Annotated in this window: 15 protein-coding genes; 5 read left to right on the top strand and 10 right to left on the bottom strand. The window is 69.7% G+C overall.

The window, feature by feature from the left end; translation table 11 throughout:
* Window positions 1-352: 352 nt before the first annotated feature.
* The 7 genes from FHU35_RS17010 to FHU35_RS16980 all read right to left on the bottom strand — a co-directional run bounded on the left by FHU35_RS17010 (window position 353) and on the right by FHU35_RS16980 (window position 9,308).
* A complete protein-coding gene (locus FHU35_RS17010; protein WP_145740788.1) occupies window positions 353-1,105 on the bottom strand; it encodes an amino acid ABC transporter ATP-binding protein in 753 nt (250 codons plus the stop codon).
* Window positions 1,102-1,899 carry an amino acid ABC transporter permease gene (locus FHU35_RS17005; RefSeq protein WP_145741475.1) on the bottom strand — a complete coding sequence of 266 codons (798 nt, stop codon included), beginning with the start codon at window positions 1,897-1,899 and terminating at the stop codon, window positions 1,102-1,104. Before FHU35_RS17005 ends, FHU35_RS17010 begins: the two co-directional genes overlap by 4 nt.
* A gap of 143 nt (window positions 1,900-2,042) precedes the next feature.
* On the bottom strand, window positions 2,043-2,855 hold the full coding sequence (locus FHU35_RS17000) for a basic amino acid ABC transporter substrate-binding protein (protein WP_145740783.1): 813 nt from the start codon (window positions 2,853-2,855) through the stop codon (window positions 2,043-2,045).
* Between the two features lie 524 nt (window positions 2,856-3,379).
* On the bottom strand, window positions 3,380-5,485 hold the full coding sequence (locus FHU35_RS16995) for a VanW family protein (RefSeq protein ID WP_145740780.1): 2,106 nt from the start codon (window positions 5,483-5,485) through the stop codon (window positions 3,380-3,382).
* Window positions 5,486-5,571: 86 nt separating this feature from the next.
* Entirely contained in the window at window positions 5,572-5,892 is a 321-nt protein-coding gene (locus FHU35_RS16990) for a GroES family chaperonin (protein ID WP_145740778.1), read from the bottom strand.
* 202 nt (window positions 5,893-6,094) lie between these two features.
* Entirely contained in the window at window positions 6,095-8,062 is a 1,968-nt protein-coding gene (locus FHU35_RS16985; RefSeq protein ID WP_145740776.1) for an NHL domain-containing thioredoxin family protein, read from the bottom strand.
* A gap of 334 nt (window positions 8,063-8,396) precedes the next feature.
* Window positions 8,397-9,308 carry a LysR family transcriptional regulator gene (locus FHU35_RS16980; RefSeq protein WP_145740774.1) on the bottom strand — a complete coding sequence of 304 codons (912 nt, stop codon included), beginning with the start codon at window positions 9,306-9,308 and terminating at the stop codon, window positions 8,397-8,399.
* A 76-nt stretch (window positions 9,309-9,384) separates the two neighbouring features.
* On the opposite strand from FHU35_RS16980, the gene FHU35_RS16975 reads away from it, so the two are divergent.
* The 3 genes from FHU35_RS16975 to FHU35_RS16965 all read left to right on the top strand — a co-directional run bounded on the left by FHU35_RS16975 (window position 9,385) and on the right by FHU35_RS16965 (window position 12,592).
* Window positions 9,385-10,842, top strand: a complete 1,458-nt coding sequence (locus tag FHU35_RS16975) for an MFS transporter (protein WP_342788512.1) — start codon at window positions 9,385-9,387, stop codon at window positions 10,840-10,842.
* Window positions 10,727-11,506: an aminoglycoside phosphotransferase family protein gene (locus FHU35_RS16970; protein ID WP_484336724.1), complete on the top strand. Its 780-nt coding sequence runs from the start codon at window positions 10,727-10,729 to the stop codon at window positions 11,504-11,506. Before FHU35_RS16975 ends, FHU35_RS16970 begins: the two co-directional genes overlap by 116 nt.
* Window positions 11,507-11,626: 120 nt before the next feature.
* Window positions 11,627-12,592: a glycoside hydrolase family 26 protein gene (locus tag FHU35_RS16965; RefSeq protein WP_222429411.1), complete on the top strand. Its 966-nt coding sequence runs from the start codon at window positions 11,627-11,629 to the stop codon at window positions 12,590-12,592.
* Window positions 12,593-12,992: 400 nt separating this feature from the next.
* Here the strand turns inward: FHU35_RS16965 and FHU35_RS16960 are convergent, their stop codons facing one another.
* Window positions 12,993-14,183: an AAA family ATPase gene (locus FHU35_RS16960; protein ID WP_145740770.1), complete on the bottom strand. Its 1,191-nt coding sequence runs from the start codon at window positions 14,181-14,183 to the stop codon at window positions 12,993-12,995.
* Between the two features lie 231 nt (window positions 14,184-14,414).
* Complete coding sequence (locus FHU35_RS16955; protein ID WP_145740768.1) at window positions 14,415-15,692, bottom strand: acetyl-CoA C-acetyltransferase; 1,278 nt, start codon at window positions 15,690-15,692, stop codon at window positions 14,415-14,417.
* Between the two features lie 126 nt (window positions 15,693-15,818).
* On the opposite strand from FHU35_RS16955, the gene FHU35_RS16950 reads away from it, so the two are divergent.
* Together FHU35_RS16950 and FHU35_RS16945 are read left to right on the top strand one after the other, a co-directional pair.
* Window positions 15,819-17,150 carry a 3-oxoacyl-ACP reductase gene (locus FHU35_RS16950; protein WP_145740766.1) on the top strand — a complete coding sequence of 444 codons (1,332 nt, stop codon included), beginning with the start codon at window positions 15,819-15,821 and terminating at the stop codon, window positions 17,148-17,150.
* A gap of 14 nt (window positions 17,151-17,164) precedes the next feature.
* Window positions 17,165-18,001 carry a MaoC/PaaZ C-terminal domain-containing protein gene (locus FHU35_RS16945; protein WP_145740763.1) on the top strand — a complete coding sequence of 279 codons (837 nt, stop codon included), beginning with the start codon at window positions 17,165-17,167 and terminating at the stop codon, window positions 17,999-18,001.
* Window positions 18,002-18,072: 71 nt separating this feature from the next.
* Here FHU35_RS16945 and FHU35_RS16940 read toward each other — a convergent pair whose 3' ends face one another.
* Window positions 18,073-18,705, bottom strand: a complete 633-nt coding sequence (locus FHU35_RS16940; RefSeq protein WP_425474150.1) for a TetR/AcrR family transcriptional regulator — start codon at window positions 18,703-18,705, stop codon at window positions 18,073-18,075.
* Window positions 18,706-18,717 lie beyond the last annotated feature (12 nt).

Below are 18,717 nucleotides of genomic sequence, written 5' to 3'. Positions count from 1 at the left end.
AAACCCCGCGAAACGTTGTCGATCATCTACCTATTAGGACGTCTGACCACCGCTTGAGGTTTCGCCCCACGCCAGAAAACACCGGGATGGCGTATTTCCCCTGCCGTTCCACGTGAAACGGCCCCGGCGTGTCGCAAACCGACACGCCGGGGCCGTTCGGGGTTGTTCAACGGGGCGGAGCCGCTGCTTCAGGTGTGGGACTCAGCCCGCACCGCCGCGGGTTCTGACACGTCTTCTGGGGAGGACAGCCGTAGCGCCGCGTATCCGCTCATACTCAAGTCGCGGATCCCGGACCCAGAAGGCGTGTCAGGTTCCGCCACCCGCACCGCCACGCAACTCAATTCATGAAGCCTCAGTCCGTCTGGACCGGGTTGAGGACTCGGGCGAGGAAGGCCTGGGTGCGCTCTTCCTTGGGGTCGCTGATGACCTCCGCCGCGGGCCCCTGCTCGACGATGCCGCCGCCGTCCATGAACAGCACGCGGTCGGCGACCTCGCGGGCGAACTGCATCTCGTGGGTCACCACCAGCATCGTCATGCCCTCGTCGGCGAGCTGCCGCATCACGCCGAGCACGTCGCCGACCAGCTCCGGGTCCAGCGCGGACGTCGGTTCGTCGAAGAGCATCACGTGCGGGTTCATCGACAGCGCCCGCGCGATCGCGACCCGCTGCTGCTGACCGCCGGAGAGCTGCGCCGGCATCGAGTCGGCCTTCTCGGAGAGCCCGACCTTCGCCAGGTTCTCCTTCGCGACCTTCTCCGACTCCTCCTTCGAACGGCCCAGCACCTTGCGCTGCGCCACCGTCAGGTTCTCCAGCACCGACAGGTGGGAGAAGAGGTTGAACTGCTGGAAGACCATGCCGACGTGGCGGCGCGCGCCATCGAGGTCGGTTTCCGGGTCGGTCAGCTCGGTGCCGTCCACCGAAACCTTGCCCGCGGAAGGCTCTTCCAGCAGGTTCACGCAGCGCAGCAGGGTCGACTTGCCGGAGCCGGAGGGCCCGATGACGCACACGACCTCACCGCGCTCGACCTGCACGTCGATGTCGCGCAGCACTTCCAGCGAGCCGAAGGACTTGCTCAGCCCGGAGAGCTCGATCATCACGTCGCTCACTTGGTGGCCCCCTTGGTCCGGACGCCGCCGAATTTGCGCTCCAGCAGGTCGGAGACGCGGGACAGCGGAATCGTGATGATCAGATAGCACAGACCGGCGATCAGGATCGGCGTCAGCGACTGGTACTGGTTCAGCGCCCCGCGCCCGAACTTCGCCAGCTCGTACTGGCTGACGGACAGCCCCAGCAGGTAGATCAGCGAGGAGTCCTTGGTCAGCAGGATCAGCTCGTTGGTCAGCGGCGGGAGGATGATCCGGAACGCCTGCGGCAGCACCACGGTCACCATCGTGCGGCTCGACGACATGCCCAGCGAGCGGGCCGCCTCGACCTGCCCCTTCGGCACGGCCTGGATACCCGCGCGGATCGTCTCGGCCATGTAGGCCGCGCCGACCAGGCCGAGGCTCAGCATCACGGTCGAGAGGTTGGTGAACTTGACGCCGAACGCGATCGGCAGGCCGTAGCCGAACGCGATGAACACCAGCAGCGCGGGAAGTCCGCGGAACAACTCGATGTAGCCGGTGGCGATCCACCGGTAGGGGGCGACCGGCGACATCTTCATCAGCGCCAGCAGGACCGCCAGCGCGAGGCCGAACGCGAAGCCCACCGCGGTGTAGAGGACGGTGTTGAGCAGCGCGGTGGTGATCACGTCGGGGAACTGGGCCTTCGCGACCTCGACGTTGAAGAACGCCCGGCCGATCGAACCCCAGTCCGCGACGAAGACCAGCGCCGCGACGGCCACGATCAGCACCGCGTACTGGATGCCGAGGTTGAGCCGTGCCCGCTGTCGTCGGCCCATGCCTGCCTTGGGCCGCTCGATCTCGGTTGTCATCGACTTCTCTCCATGTATCCGGCGGGCACCGCGACGGTGTTCACGGCCCCGCAGCACCGTTCGGGGCCGGCGTGATCGACGCCGGCCCCGATCAGGCACGAATCAGCGGGTCACTCCGGCTTCTTGCCGAACCACTTCTCGTAGATGCGGTCGTACTCACCGGACTGCTTGGCCTTGGCCAGCGCTTCGTTGACCTTGGTCTGCAGCGCGGTGTTGCCCTTGCGGACGCCGATGCCGTACTTGTCGCCGGTCACGAACTCCTTGGTGACCTCGACGTCCTGGTTGTTCTTGGCGAAGCTGTAGAGCACGCCGTTGTCGTTGATCGCGGCGTCGACGCGGTTGATCTGCACGCCGTTCTGCTGCAGGGCCAGGTCGTCGAAGTCCACGACCTCGTAACCGAACTCGGCCTTGTGCGCCTCGGCGTAGTCCTTGCCGGTGGTGCCGACCTGCACGCCCAGCTTCTTGCCGCGCAGCTGGGAGAGGTCGGTGATGCCCGAGCCCTTCTTGACCATCAGCGCCTGCTCGGCATCGAAGTACGGGTCGGAGAAGTCCAGGTTCTGCTTGCGGGAGTCGGTGATGGTCATCGCGGCGGCGGCCACGTCGCACTGACCGCTGTTGAGCGACTCGCCCGACTGGATGCCTTCGTCGAAGGGAGCGTCGACGATCTTCTGCTGCACACCGAGGTCGCGCGCGACCAGGTCGACCAGATCGACGTCGAAGCCGACGATCTTGCCGCCCTCGCCGGGGAACTGGAACGGCTCGTAGGGCAGGTGGGTGCAGGTGGTCAGCGACCCCGGAGCGATGAGGCTGAGCTCGCCGCCCTGGCCACCGCCGCCCGTGGATTCGACACAACCTGTCACTGCCACAGCCAGGCTCAGCGCGGGCAGCACTGCCAGCGCACGGAGGGTTCTGCGACGCGCCACGATGTAACTCCTAGTAGGTGAGAACGCGGGTGCTCGAATGGTGCCACTCGATCGGACGTAAACCCAATACCTCGTGTTGCGAATCCATCAAGTTCGCCGAAAACCGCGATCCACCCATCAGCCACCGCACGGCAAACCTGCCTCACCAGGACCGGTCGAGCGAGATAATTTCCGGCGCTCACACGTCTTCCACACCGGAACCACGCCCTCCCCACCGCTCTGACCTCGCCGATCTGTGTCCACCACCACGACTCCCACCCCGACCCTCCACCACGCACAGTGGCCGACGCTCCCCCGAACACCGACATGTCGACATCTCGCCAACCCGACACCGCCCTCGGGAACACGTCGGACCCGCCTCGCGCCCACCGCGGGGAGGGACCCGCCCGGAGGCCACGTCGCGAGGGTGCCGTTCGTCGCCATGTCGACAAGTCCCCGCGCCGGGGGTGTCGACAAGTCCCCAAGACGACGAAAGGGCCCTTCCCGGATCCGGGAAGGGCCCTCTTCGTGGGTGTTTCAGCTGATCAGCGCGGTGCTGCTGGTGGGCAGTGGATGATCGGCTGCGGGTTGTACTTGACCTTCTTGTTCTCGGTGCGGACCTCGCCGGTCGTGATGTCCCGGATGGTCCGGGTGTCGACGACGGTGAAGCCGGGCGCGCCCTTGCTCGGGCTGCACGGACCGTTCGTCGGCCCCGGCTTCTCCACCGGCGGCGTCGGTTCGGTGCGCGGGCCCGTCGACGACTGCACGTCGAACTGCTTGGTGCCCCAGAGCTTCACCTTGATCGACGACGGCGTCCACTCGGTGGTGATCAAGATGCCGCTCTTGGCGACGTTCTTGAACTTCACGTCGATGATGCTCGCACCGCTCGGCGACTGGAACACCGTCGCCTCGCGACCGGCCGGGTAGCGGCTGATGTAGTAGCTGTGCGGCTTGTGCTCGATGTCCTTCATGCCCGCGAAGTACGAGGCGTTGAAGATCGTGGTCGCGAACTGCGAGATGCCGCCGCCCACGGCCTTGCCCGGGTGGCCGTCCTCGATGATCCCCGACTCCACGTAGCCCTGCGGGACACCGCGCGGACCCGTGTAGCCGTTGAGGCTGAACGTCTCGCCCGGACGCAGCAGCGCGCCGTTGACCTGCTCGGCGACCCGGCGGATGTTCACGCCCGAAGCCGGTTCGAAACCGCCGGTCTCGAACTCGCCGACGACCTCGCGGATGCCCAGCTGGTTGGCCTGGTCAGTGGTGAACTGCGCCGGCGCGGGCACGTAGACCGCCTGCACCGCGCGGTCCTGCGGCTTGGTGACGGTGTCGAGCATCGGCGCCAGGGACTTCTCCCAGTCCACGCCGACGCCGTCCTCCGACGGGTGCACGACCGGGGCGCCGCCCTCGACCTTGATCTCGGCGTTCTTGCCCGGCTTCATGGTGTCGCGCAGCTGCGGTTCGAGCGCCCCGACCAGCGCCGCGCCGTCGAGGTCGGCCTTCAGCCCGCCCTGGCCGTCGGGGGTGAAGCGCAGCGCCTGGGCGATCGCCTCCGGCTCCAGCGTCGCGTTCTTGCCCTGCCCGCGCACCGTCACCGGAGCGGACACCGCGGGCTCGGCGATCTGGTGCAGCGCCTTCTGCACGCCCTCGCGGGTCGTGCTCACCGGAAGCTGCGTGACCGGCAGCGGGATCGTCTTGCCCTCGGCCCACTTCGCCTGCACCGCGTCCGCCGCGTGCTGGATGTCGAGGTTCTGGCCGGGCACCGGGTTCACCGGGATCGGCTTGGTGCCCTCGAAGCGGATGTTGCCGTCCGTGGGCTCCAGGCCCAGCTGGGGGCTGACCTCCTGCAACGCGGCCACCAACTGCTCCCGGTCGCTGTTGCTGACCGGGACGACGTCGTGGGTGCTGAACAGCGAGCCGATCCGGGTGAAGGGGTTCAGCGGCTGGTCATCGGCCTTCTTGACGGTCTCGGCCCAGTCCATCTGCAGGCCGACGTCGGCGGGCTTGACCGTGGCGCCGCGGTCACCGACCTGCAGGCGCACCGGCTTGTTCAGGCCCGGTTCGAGCTCGTCGCGGAGCTTGGTCTCGGCGGCGGCGGGGTCGAGCGTCCCCACGTCCACACCGGCGACGACGGTGCCGCGCGGCAGCGAGCCGCTGGTGAACAGCAGGTCACCGACGTAGAGGAGGACCAGCGCCGCGGCGGCGGCACCGGCGATCAGGCCGCCCTTGAGGAGCTTCTGCCGCTTCTCGTCGGCGGGCCTCGGCTCGTCGTCATGCGCGTTCCAGCCGAGCTGGGTGCCCGCAACGCCCCCGTACCCGCCACGCGCGCCACCGGGGTTGGTCTGCTCGACATCGCGGTAGGCGGTGGGCTGGTCGGAGCCGTGGTACGCCGTGGGCTGATCCGAGCCGACGGCGTTGATGGTCTGCGTGGCGCCGAGGGGGAAACCGCTGAAGTCAGCGGGCAGCGCGGCGATCTGCTGGGTGCGCTCGCTGTCCGACTCGGACGTGGGCGGTCCGCTCTGACCGTGGGGGTCCTGAACGGGCCAGGCCTGCTGCGTTGTCTCGGCGTCGGACGCGTTCTGCTGGTCCGAGTCGGTGCGCAGCCGTTCGGTGGACGGATCCGCACCGTTGCGGTTGTCGTGGTTTTCCGGCACCGCTTCCCCTTCTCCTGTCGGTCGTGCGGTGGGGGCGTTGGAAGTGCTCGCCCGCTCTCGCCGGGAGCCCGGCCAGGGGGCGCCGACTACAGGTACAGGCCCGTGCCCTGCTCGGTCTGCTCCGTGGCCACGGCGTGCAGATCCCGCTCCCGCATCACCAAGTAGGCCTGGCCCTGGACCTCGACCTCGTACTGCTCATCGGGGTTGAACAGGACCTGGTCACCGACCTTGACGGTCCGCACGTGACTTCCCACGCCGAAGACCTCTCCCCAGATCAGCCGCTTGGCCATCTGCGCGGTCGCCGGAATCACGATCCCGCCGCTGCTGCGGCGTTCCCCGGATTCGGCGGCGATGCGCACCATGACCCTGTCGTGCAGCATCTGGATTTCGAGCTTGGCATCGGTCACCCGAAGAGTTTACGTGCCCCCACCGGGTGACCCGAGGACCAGGGGCCCCTCGAAACACCGCGTTGACCACGCAATTCGCGATCGCGCAGGGCAATGCGCGTCGAAGGGGCCGGCCCCTGGTGGGACCGGCCCCTTCCGCACGCTCACGACCTGGGGTTTTGGAGTGAGTACCAGAACGGTCTCAATTCACCCGCCGCGCTGGTCAGGCGTCCAGACCGCCCATCACCAGCGGGAGCCGGCCCGGTCCGCCGGGCGAGAGGGTGATCGGCACGCCCCAGTCCTGGCGGGTGAGCCGGCACGCGGGGTGCTCGATCTCATCGTCGTCGTCGCAGCTCGCGGCCTGGGCGACCACGTGCAGGACGCCGTGCTCCACGCCCTCGGCCAGCACCAGGCGACGCGTCAGGTCGGTGCCCACGCCCGCGCCCTCGACCAGCAGGCCCTCGGGCGTCGAGGTGATCTCCAACCGGGTGGAGGGCCCGTACCGCTCGTCGAGCTTGGTGCCCGGCGGCGGAGTGAACACCACCGCGAGCTCCACCTCACCCGATCCGATCTCGGTGGCGGGCCGCTTGACCTGCTGCGACGCACCGTCGATCAGCTTCGCCGCCAGACCGGGCGGCACCGGGCGCTCCAGCCGGTGCGCGGCGGAGGCCACCACGACCAGCTCTCCGTCGACGACGGTCGCACCAGAAGGCTCTGCGACGTCCGTGGCCAGCGTGGACACCTCGTCGGCAGCGGGTTCGTAGCGGCGGATCGCACCGTTGTAGGTGTCGCAGACCGCGACCGAACCGTCCGGCAGCACGGTGACCCCGAGCGGGTGCTGGAGCAGCGCCTCGTCCGCAGGTCCGTCGGCGTGCCCGAAGTCGAACAGGCCGGTGCCCACGGCCGTGCGGATCGCGAACCCGTCGTCGGCGGCTTCCACCCAGCGCAGCGCGGAGGTCTCCGAATCGGCCAGCCACAGCTTGTCGCCCCCGTCGGCGAGGCCCGAGGGCTGCGCGAAGAAGGCCTCCTCGGCCGCACCGTCGCGCAGTCCTTCCACCGTGGTGCCCGCGAAGCGGCGGACCTCGCCGGTGCGCGGGTCGAACAGACCGAGGGTGTGATTCCCGGCCATCGCGATCACCACACCGCCGGCGGGCTCCCACCACGCGACGTCCCACGGGCTGGTCAGCGGCGTCTCCAGCGCGGGGCCGCCGTCGGATCCGTCCCGCCACTGCTCACCGGTGCCCGCCAGAGTCGTCACCTCGCCGTCGGAGAGCCGCAGTCCGCGCAGCAGGTGGTTCACGGTGTCGGCGACGATCACGTCGTAGCCGGCCTCCGCGGCCACCTCCGCGGGCAGCGCCGCGAGCCCGGCGGGCTCGGCGAACGTCGGCTCGACGCCGTCGGCGCGCCCGCGCTCACCGGTGCCGATGCGCCGCACGACGGTCTCGCCGTCGGCCTCGAACTCCACGAGCGAGTGGTTCGCCGAGTCCGAGACCAGCAGGTTCCCGCTGCTGAGCGCGATCACCTTGCCCGGGAAGCGCAGCGTCGTCGCGGGCGCGGGCGGCGGCACGTACGGGCCGTCGCCGCGGTGCAGCGTCCCCTTGGCGTCGTGCTCGGCCACGACCTCGGCGATCACGCTGCGCAAGGCCTCGACGTGCCCCTCACCTGCGGCGACGTGCACGACGTAGCCCTCGGGGTCGATCACGACGAGGGTCGGCCACGCCTTCACGGCGTAGTTCTGCCAGGTGGTCAGCTCGGGGTCGTCGAGCACCGGGTGGTGCACGGCGTAGCGCTCGACGGCCGCGATCAGCGCGTCCGGGTCGGCTTCGTGCTCGAACTTCGGCGAGTGCACGCCGACGGTCACGAGCTCCTCGGCGAACTCGGCTTCCAGCGGGCGGAGCTCGTCGATCACGTGCAGGCAGTTGATGCAGCAGAAGGTCCAGAAGTCCAGGACCACGACCTTGCCGCGGAAGTCGGCGAGCCGGAGCTCGGCGCCTCCGGTGTTCAACCACTGCCGTCCCACGAGCTCGGCGGCCCGCACCCGGCCTCGACGTTTCTGCTGCTCAGTCACATCGGGAGTCAACAACACCGCCCGCGCGTCCTGTTCCCAGCCCGACCCGATCGAGCCGAACGTCACGCGACCCGGCAGCCCGCTCCTGGACACCACGCGCCTGCGGACCCGCGACCTGGGCATCTCCCAGTTTTAGTCCAAACCGAGCCATGATCATGTCCGTTTTGCCCACCTAGTTTGGACTAAAACTGGGAAATGTCTCCCCGATCGGACGACGCGCCCACACCGCGCCCAACGCGAGAGGCGCATTGGCGGGCGCCGGGTCAGCGGGGTGGGGTGCCGGGTCAGCGGGGTGGATCAACCGAGGCGGAAGGTGTTGAGGACTTCGAGGCCGCTGAGGATGCCTACGAGGGTCAGGACCAGGCATGCGGCGATGGCCGAGAGCGTCCAGGGGCGGCGGCGTGCGGTTTCAAGAACTCGATCACCCGTAGCTGAGGAGAGGAATCCGCCCATCGGCTCAGGGTGGGGGGAGGAGGGTTTTCGCCGTGGTGGTGATGGTGGTGAGGGCTGTTCTGGCCATCGGGTGGGTGCTGCCGCCGAGCCGGGTGGCGGCGAGGATCCGGCGGGCCGGGGCCGGTTCGCCGTGCAGCGGGATGCGGACGACGGGCCAGTCGTGCAGGCGCGCGAGCCGGGAGACCAGGATGACGCCGAAGTGGTGCGCGACCAGCGCCGTTCCGGTCTCCCACTCGTCGGCGTAGTGCGCGATGTTCGGGCTGAACCCGGCTGACATGCAGGCCGCGCGCATCAGCTGGTGGTAGCTGCTGTCCGGGCGGCCGACGATCCACTGCTCGTCGGCCGCGTCCGCCAGCCTCACCCGGGTGCGGTCGGCCAACCGGTGACCGCGGGGCACCACCAGGTCCAGCGGGTCGTCGACGAGCGGCCGCTGGTCGAAGCGCTCGTCGGCGGACGGCGGCAGGTCAGCGGTGTTGATGACCAGCGCCAGATCGGCGTCGCCGGAGAGCAGCAGGTCGAAGCAGCGCTCCGGTTCCGCCTCGATCACCCGGACCCGGGCGTGCGGGTAGTGCTCCCGCAGCGCCGACGCGGCAGGCGGCAGCAGGCGGGTGGCGGCGGTCGAGAACCCGCACAGCGTGAACGACCCGCTGAGCTCGTCGGTGGTCGCCGCGAGCTCCGCGTAGGCGCGCTCGACCTGGGCGTGCAGCACCTCCGCGTGGCGCAGCACGGTCCTGGCCGCGGCGGTGAGCTTGATGCCGCGGCCGGATTGGACGACCAGCTCCGTTCCGAGCTCCTCGGCCAGCTGCCTCAGCTGGTACGACACCGCCGAAGGCGTGTAGTTGAGAGCAGCCGCGGCGGCGGTGACGGTCCCGTGGTGCGACACCATCTGCAGCACCTTGAGCCGAGGGTCGATCATGCGAACATTGTGCACGGTCATCATGAGAAACGTTTGATTTTCCTCAGCGTTCTGCATCGGCAGGCTGGGTCCCGTGATGCCCACAGCGCCCCCGCCAACCCCCGTCCGCTCCCGCTCGCTGCACACCGGTCTCTACGTCCTCGTCCTGCTGACCGTCGGCGCTTACCTCCCGAGCCCGCTGCTGCCCGGCTACCAGCACGCGTTCGGCTTCAGCGACCTGTCCATGACCCTGATCTACGCCACGTTCGCACTGGTCAGCGCACCTGCTCTGCTGCTCATCGGACCGGCCACCGACGTCGTGGGCCCGCGCGGGGTGCTGCGCGTCAGCCTGGTCGCGGGCGCCGTCGCCTCGCTCTGCTTCGCGCTCGCCTCCGGCCCGATGTGGCTGGTGGCCGGCCGCGCCGCGCAGGGCATCGCGCTGGGCGCGGCGACCAGTGCGGCGACCGTGCTGATCAGCGCGAACGCACGAGCGCGCGGTCCGCTGCTGGCCGGCACCGCGTTCGTGGCGGGCACCGCGGCCGGGCCCGTCGTGGGCGGCGCCCTCGCCCAGTACGCACCGGCGCCGTTCACGCTGCCCTACGTCCTGCACCTGGTCGCGCTGGGCTACGGCTGGTTCCTCGCCTCGTCCCTGCCCAGGCCCACCGCACCGGTCGGCCGATGGCGGCCCGCCCCGCCGCGGATCCCGGCCGGGATGCGGTCGGTGTTCGGCTTCTCGGCGGCGACCGGTTTCCTCGCCTGGACCGTGGTCGGCCTGTTCCTCGCGCTGATCCCGGCGCTGCTCGACCGCGCGGGACACACCGACCTGGCGCTGTCCGGGTGCGTGCTCGGCGCGGTCCTGATCTGCTCGCTGCTGACCCAGCCGCTGGTGGGCCGCTTCGGCCCGCGGCGGGCGCAGTCGCTCGGGCTCACCGCGCTGTTCGCCGGGCTCGTAATGCTGGCCCTGACCAGCGGCGATTCGGCGTTGGTCACGCTGATCGCCGCCATCACGGCCGGTGCGGGCAACGGGCTGGCCTACGGCGGTGCCACCGCCGCCGTGGAGGCCGCAGCACCCCCGGGCCAACGCGGCTCGATCACCGGAGCGCTCTACCTCGCCTTCTACCTCGGAGCCGGCTGCCCCGCGATCGCGGTCGGGCTGATCAGCCTCGGGCACGAGCTGGCCACGGCGACCTCGTGGGTCGCGGCCGTGGCCGCCGCGCTCGTGCTGCTGACCGCGATGTGCGGAAAATCGGTCGCACCGGACGTTCCGGCACGGCAACATCAGCGGAATGCCGACGAACGACGGAGAACGCACTTCACGAGCGCTGAACGCGGCGGTGGCCGCGGGCCGGGAGCTGGGTCTCGACGTGACCGAGCCCCGCGTGCTGCACGACCTGTTCTCGGTCGTCGTTCACCTCGCCCCGGCGCCGGTGGTCGTGCGAGTGCCGGTGGTCCTGCCCCGGTGCAACGAACTCGCAGCTCAGGCGGCGAGGCAGCGCAACGAGCTCGACGTGGTGGCGTGGCTGGCCGAACAGGGACACCCGGTGATCCCGCCTAGCCCGCTGGTCCCTCGGGAACCCGTCCAGCGCGACGGGTTCTCGATGACCTTCTGGCAGTTCACCGAGATCGTCGAGGACGTCGAGCCCGACTACGTGCGCAACGCGGGCCTGGTCGCCGACCTGCACCGAGCGCTGCGCGACTACCCGGGTGAGCTGCCGTTCCTCTCGGCCGCCGAACCGCAGATGATCACCGACTCCCTCGACGACCTCGAAGCCCGGCCCGACCTGCTGGATCCCGCCGATCTCGACCGGGCCCGGCAGCAGTGGCAGGTGCTGGAACCGCTGGTGACCTCCCGCGCGGCGTTCGAGGCCGAGTTCCAGGTCGACCTGCAGCCGGTGCACGGCGATGCGGCGCCGTTCAACATCGTTCCGACCCCGGACGGCGCGCTCTACGCCGACTTCGAGCTGGTCACGATCGGTCCGGTCGAGTGGGACCTGGCGGCTTTCGGCCCGGAGTGCGAGGCGTCCTACGACACCCGCGCCCGCTCCCTCGGACTGCGCGAGCTGGACGAGCGGGTGCTGCGCTTCGTCAACGCCGTCGGCGAGCTGCGGTCCGTGGCGTGCTTGGCGCTCGTACCGCAGCTGCCCATGTTGGCCGAGGCGATCAAACCGGCCATCGACGAGTGGCGGGCCACGCCCTTCACCGGAGGTCTGAGCGGCTGAGCCTGGTGATCCTCCCGGCGCGGCGATCGGAGCAGCGCGCGGCGAATACCCGTCAACGGTGTTCCCAGAGGTGCACCTGTTCCGGAGACTCCTGATCCTCCGAGACGATCAGGAGGCGCCATGCGCCGTCGTGCCCTCGCCCTGCTCGCATCCACCGCATGCCTGGCGGCCTTCTCCGCACCGGCGCACGCCGCACCTCCGGCGGATCCGCTGGAGTTCCTGAAGTCGATCACCGGCAGCTCCGTGCTCTCCGGCCAGCACAACAAGGAACCGCTGTCGGACCCGACGCGGTGGACGCAGAAGATCCACGACATCACCGGGGACTACCCGGGCCTGTGGGGCGGCGACTTCCTGTTCGCCGAGTCCGACGTGCAGCAGCGCCAGAACCTCGTCGACGAGGCGATCAACCAGTGGAACAACGGTGCCCTCGTGACGCTGACCTGGCACGTCTGCCCGCCGACGCAGGGATCGTCGTGCGGCTGGGAGGACGGCGTCATGAGCGAGCTGTCCGACGACCAGTGGGCGCAGCTGATCACCGACGGCAGCGAGCTCAACCGCGCGTGGAAGTCGCGACTCGACGAGGCCGTGCCCTACCTGCGACAACTCCAAGACGCCGGGGTGCGGGTGCTGTGGCGGCCGCTGCACGAGATCAACGACGGCTGGTCCTGGTGGGGCGGGCGCCCGGGCCCCGACGGCAGCGCCGCGCTGTACCGGATCACCCACGAGCACCTGGACCAGCAGGGGCTGACGAACCTGGTGTGGAACTGGAACGTCAAGGACTCCAGCATCACCGGGCTGCAGGACTACTGGCCCACCGACGACCGGGTCGACGTCGCCAGCATCGACGTCTGGGAGAAGGCCACGCCGTCCCAGGCCGACTACGAGGCGATGAAGCAGGTCGCGGCCGGCCGCCCGATCGCGCTGGGCGAGGTGGGCACCGTCCCCGCGCCCGAGCTCCTCGACGCCCAGCCGGACTGGTCGTACTTCATGCTCTGGGCCGAGTACCTCGACCAGAACGACCCCGCCGAGGTGCAGCGGACCTACTGGGACGACCGGGTCCTCGTCCTCGACGAAATGCAGGGTTGATCAGGGGTTTCCCGAGCGCGGCGGCGCAGTGGCGCGGGCTGGGGAGCGGGGCGGAACGGCCCCGGAAATTGGAAAGCCCCGCGATGCTGCCAGGTCGGGGGTCCGACAGCACCGCGGGGTCATCATGAATATCGACACCCACCCTGAGTTCGTTACACATGCCGGTTGTTGTGTTTCAGATCACTCGACATCACCTGTACTGGCGACACCAGGCGACCGATCCCGCACGCGGGGTACCGATCACCGGGCTCCCTAACCGCGTATTCGGGAATCTAGCGTCAGGGGAATACGGACTTAGAATGCTCGATGAAGGGTGCGCGCCTCGGCAGCGGGCGGTTTTGGTCCGAACCGCCCACGATCGATATCCGTCCGGCCAGTTCGGACCAAAAACTGCCCCGCCTCAGTCCTGGGTGAGGAGGTAGCGGCCGAAGTGGGGGACCGTGAAGGCGATCTGCCCTCGCTCGCCGGAGTAGACGAGCCCCTTCTTGATCAGCGCGTCGCGGGCGGGCGACAACGAGGACGGACGTCGCTCCAGGTACTCCGCGATCCTGGCCGTGGGCGCCGGTTCGTCCTTGCCCTCGACGAGCTCGGCCATCGCGCGCAGGTACTCGCGCTCGGCGGGGGTCGCTCGTTCGTAGCGCGATCCAAAGAAGCCGACCGCCAGCTCCGACTCGGCCTCCGGGGCGGCGAGCCGGACGTCCTCCTCGGCGATCTCGGTGCGCACGGCCGCGTCCCAGGTCGCCTTCCCGTAGGCCTGCACGAAGTACGGGTAACCACCGGAAACCGTGAACAGCGTGTCGAGCGCAGCCGGGGTGATCTCGGCTTCCTCCCGCTCTATCGGAGCGATCACCGCGCGATCGGCGTCGGAGCGGTCCAGCCGGTCGATCCGGACGTAGCGGAACAACCGCTCCGAGTAGGACTTGCTGGCCGACAGGACCGCGGGCACGTGCGGCAGGCCCGCGCCGACGACCACCAGCGGCGCGCCCGACTGGGAGAGCTCGTGGCACGCGGCGCACAGCGCGGAGACGTCCTCCGCCTGCACGTCCTGCATCTCGTCGAGCAGCAGCGCGATGCCGGTCCCGACGTCGGCCGCCAGGTCCGCGACCTCCGTGAACAGCTCGACGAGGTCGATCTCGATGTCGCCGGAGTCGGCTCGCCCCACGGCCGCGGGCACGTCGATGCCCGGTTGCCAGCGGTCGCGCAGCTTCGCGTCGTTCGGGTTGGCCTTCAAGGCGAAGGCCTTCAGCACGGCCAGGACCTCCTCGACCCGGTCCGGTGCGCGGTGGCGGACGGCCAGGTCGCGGATCGCGCGGTGCAGGGCGGCGGACAGCGGCCGGCGCAGGCCCGCCTCCGGGCGCGCCTCGACCTTGCCCGCGCCCCAGCCGCGCCGGACCGCCATCGAGCGCAGCTCGCCGAGCAGCACCGTCTTGCCGACGCCGCGCAGTCCGGTCAGCACCAGGCTCCGTTCCGGACGGCCTCGGGAGACGCGTTCCAGCACGACCTCGAAGGCGTCCAGTTCGCGGGTGCGTCCGGCCAGCTCGGGCGGTCGCTGTCCGGCGCCGGGGGCGAAGGGGTTGCGAACCGGGTCCATAACCGTCGGACTGTATCCGCGTTTCTAGCTCAGATTCGATACTTGGCGAGATTCCGGTAGCGGCGTTTCGCCTCCGCCCGTGCCGCGACCGGGTCCCGGCTTCCGCCGAGATCCGGTTCCTCGCGACGTATCCCGTCGTATAGCGATATTGCTAGATGAACGTATGCGGCACGATGCGCATGCAAAAGCCCCGGTGACGGGGGCACCGGGGCTTTTGAATCAGACCGCGCGTCAGCGCTCGACGACGGCGGTGAGGCCCTGACCACCTGCGGCGCAGATCGAGATCAGGCCCTTGCCCTTGCCCTTCTCCGCGAGGAGCTTGGCGAGGGTGGCCACGATGCGACCGCCGGTCGCGGCGAACGGGTGGCCCGCGGCCAGCGACGAGCCGTTGACGTTGAGCTTCGCGGTGTCGATCTCGCCCAGGACCTTGTCCCGGCCCAGGCGGTTCTTGCAGAAGTCCGGGTCTTCCCAGGCCTTCAGCGTCGAGAGCACCTGCGAGGCGAACGCCTCGTGGATCTCGTAGAAGTCGAAGTCGCCGAGCTGCAGCTTGTTGCGGTCCAGCAGCTTCGGCACCGCGTAGGCGGGGGCCATCAGCAGGCCCTCGTCGCCGCTGACGTGGTCGACGGCGGCAGGCGCGATGTCCGACAGGTAGGCGAGAACCGGGACGTTGTTGGCCTTGGCCCACTCCTCGCTGGCCAGCAGCACCGTGGAGGCGCCGTCGGTCAGCGGGGTCGAGTTGCCCGCGGTCATCGTGGCGCCCTCGCCCTTGCCGAAGACCGGCTGGAGCTTCGCGAGCTTCTCCACGGAGCTGCCGGGACGCAGGTTCTGGTCCTTGGCCACGCCCTGGAACGAGGTGAGCAGGTCGTCGAAGAAGCCGCGGTCGTACGCGGCGGCCAGCCGGTGGTGGCTGCGCGCGGCGAGCTCGTCCTGCGCTTCGCGGGTGATCTCCCAGTCCAGGGCCGTCTTGGCCGCGTGCTCGCCCATGGACAGCCCGGTGCGCGGCTCGGAGTTCTGCGGGATCTCCGGCACCACGTGCTGCGGCCGAGCACCGGCCAGAGCCTTGATCTTGGCGCCGGTGCTCTTGGCGTGGTTGGCCTTGAGCAGCACCCGGCGGAAGTCGTCGTTGACCGCGATGGGCGCGTCGCTGGCGGAGTCGACGCCGCCGCCGATGCCGACCTCGATCTGCCCGAGCGCGATCTTGTTCGCGACGGAGACGATGGCTTCGAGCCCGGTCGCGCACGCCATCTGCACGTCGTGAGCGGGGGTCCGCGGGTCGAGCTTGGAACCCAGCACGGTCTCGCGCGCGAGGTTGAAGTCGCGGCTGTGCTTGAGCACGGCGCCGGCGACGAACTCGTCTACCGTCTTGTCCGAGAGACCGAAGCGGGCGACGAGTCCGTCGAGCGCTGCGGTCAGCATGTCTTGGTTGGACGCGCGAGCGAAGGGGCCGCCGGATCGCGCGAACGGGATCCGATTGCCGCCGAGGATCGCGACTCGCCGAGCGGTGGCCATGACTACTCCCTCGTTGCTGGTTCGTTCCTGGCCAATCTAACCTACCCGTGGGTAGGTTAGCCGTCGAGTGACCGCGCGACTTCGTGTCCGAACCCTCATGAACCGCCTCCTCGGGAGTATCTGAAGATGTCCGATCGATACCAGCAGTTCACCCAGTCCGCGTTCGGGCGCCAGTTCGTCAAGAAGCTGGGGCTGCCCGACCCGACCCCGCTGCGCCGCTTCAAGCCCGGCGAGCCGCTGATCACCGGGCCGGTGCTGCTCGGCGGTTCGGGCCGGCTCACCGACTCCCTGAACGCGACCTTGCAGGAGGTCGGTGCCGACGTCCGCAAGGAGCGCGCCGACGGCGAGCGCTACGCCGCGCTGGTCTTCGACGCCACCGGCATCACCTCCAGCGAGGGCCTGCGCGCGCTGTACGACTTCTTCGCGCCCGCGATCCGGCAGATCGAGGGCAGCGGTCGGCTGATCGTCCTGGGCACTCAGCCGGAGAGCCTGTCCGACCCGCGCGCGGCGACCGCGCAGCGGGCCCTGGAGGGCTTCACCCGCACCGCGGGCAAGGAGCTCAAGCGCGGTGCCACCGCCCAGCTGGTCTACGTCGCCGACGGTGCCGAGAAGGCCACCGACTCCACGCTCCGCTTCCTGCTGTCCGGCAAGTCGGCCTACGTGTCCGGCCAGGTCGTCCGCATCGGCAAGGCCGACGTGCCGGAGATCGCCCAGGCCCGCCCGCTGCAGGACAAGATCGCGCTGGTCACCGGCGCGTCCCGCGGCATCGGTGCGGCCATCGCCGAGACCCTCGCCCGCGACGGTGCGCACGTCGTGTGCCTGGACGTGCCCGCGCAGGGCGGCGAGCTCAGCGAGGTCGCCAACCGCATCGGCGGCTCGACGCTGCAGCTCGACATCACCGCCGAGGACGCGCCTGACAAGCTCGCCGAGCACTTCACCGAGCGCTTCGACGGCCTGGACGTCGTGGTGCACAACGCGGGCATCACCCGCGACAAGACGATCGGCCGGATGAGCGAGGCCCAGTGGGACTCGGTGCTCGCGGTGAACCTGTCCTCGCAGGAGCGGATCAACGACAAGCTCCTCGGCAAGGACTCCCCGCTGCGCGCCGGTGGCCGGATCATCTGCGTGTCGTCGATGAGCGGCATCGCGGGCAACGTCGGCCAGAGCAACTACGCCGCGTCGAAGGCGGGCGTGATCGGCCACGTGCAGTCCATCGCGCCGCTGGCCGCGAAGAAGGGCGCCACGATCAACGCGGTCGCGCCGGGCTTCATCGAGACCAAGATGACCGCCGCGATCCCGCTGTTCGTGCGGGAGGCCGGCCGTCGGATGAACAGCATGTCGCAGGGCGGGCTGCCGGTCGACGTCGCCGAGACCATCGCCTGGTACGCCAACCCCGCTTCGGCCGGCGTCAACGGCAACGTGGTCCGCGTCTGCGGCCAGAGCCTGCTCGGCGCCTGAGGTCAGGAGAGGACATGCCCGAACTTTCCACCGCTCCGAGCCTGGGGCCGCTGTACCTCAAGGCGGCCGCGACCGGCCCGACCCGGCGCGGCGGCGAGCTGCCCGGCACCGAGTACGTGCGTCGCGACATCGCCGTCGATCCGGTGGAGCTCGCCGAGTACAACCGGGTCTGCGGGTTCCGGCTGCGCGACGAGCTGCCGATCACCTACCCGCACATCCTGTCGTTCCCCGCGTCGGTGCAGTTGATGACCGACAAGGGGTTCCCGTTCCCGCTGGTCGGCCTGGTGCACGTGGCCAACCGGATCCAGCAGGACCGGCCGCTGCTGGTGACCGACGTGCTGACGCAGTCGGTCCGGGTCGCCGACCTCCGCCCGCACCCGAAGGGCAAGCAGTTCGACGTGGTCACCGAGACCAGCGCGGGTGGCGAGGTGGTGTGGCGCGAGACCAGCACCTACCTGCGGGTGGGCAAGCGGGACGAGAACGCGCCGCAGAAGGAGCGCCGGGAGATCGAACCGGGTTCCGCGTCCGGGACCTGGCGGGTCCCCGCCGACATCGGCCGTGAGTACGCGGCGGTGTCCGGCGACCGCAACCCGATCCACCTGCACCCGCTGACGGCCAAGGCCTTCGGCTTCCCGAAGGCGATCGCGCACGGCATGTGGTCCAAGGCCCGCTGCCTCGCGGCCCTCGAGGGACGGCTGCCGGACGCGTTCACCGTCGACGTCGACTTCGCCAAGCCCTTGCTGCTGCCGTCGAAGGCCGACTTCACGATGCGTCCGGCGGGCTCCGGCTGGGACTTCGCACTGCACTCCCGGTCCGGGAAACCCCACCTCACGGGCTCCGTCACGGCCTGACGCGGCTCACCGGAACACGAAGACCGCGGTTCGCGCAGGTGCGAGAACCGCGGTCTTCGTCGTTCTGCCGGTCAGGAGCCCGTGGGGTCCTCGGACTGGGGGATCGTCGAGGAGGGGAACCAGGAGCGGCCCTCGACGAGCTCGCCGAAGCCGAGCCAGAGCATGTTCATCAGGCGCATGGCCATGCCCTCGGCGGTGAACTCGGGATGCTGGAACCACCACTCGACGAGCGCTTCGCCTGCTCCGACCAGGGCCGCCGCGAAGGGCTCGGTCTGCTCGGACTGCATGGGCTGCGGCTGGTTCGTGGTGGCCTCGGCGAGCAGCGCCGCGATCAGCTCGGTGGCGCGCACCCGCCACTCGGAGAGCTCCTGGACGTAGGGCTCGCCGGGCACATCGCCCTGGCGGTGCAGCAGTTGCCAGCCCGCCTTGTTGTCGTGCACGTACTCGAAGAACATGTGCAGCCGGTGCCAGAGCTGGTCGGCCGGGGTCAGGTCGGTCCCGATGTCGGCGCCGATGGCGTCCACGAGCTTGGCGGCTTCGCGACGAACGCAGGCGATGAACAGCTCGTCCTTGGCGCCGAGGTAGGCGTAGAGCATCGGCTTGGAAATGCTCGCCGTCTCCGCGATCTCGTCCATCGACGCGTTGTGGAAGCCGTGCTTGGCGAACACCTCCACGGCGGCGTCGAGGATCTGTCGTTCACGCACAGCCCTGGGCAA

The sequence above is a fragment of the Saccharopolyspora dendranthemae genome, from assembly GCF_007829955.1.
In the GTDB taxonomy this organism is placed as follows: domain Bacteria; phylum Actinomycetota; class Actinomycetes; order Mycobacteriales; family Pseudonocardiaceae; genus Saccharopolyspora; species Saccharopolyspora dendranthemae.
Note: the sequence above shows the minus strand (reverse complement) of the source record. Positions and strands in the feature narration are given on the sequence as shown.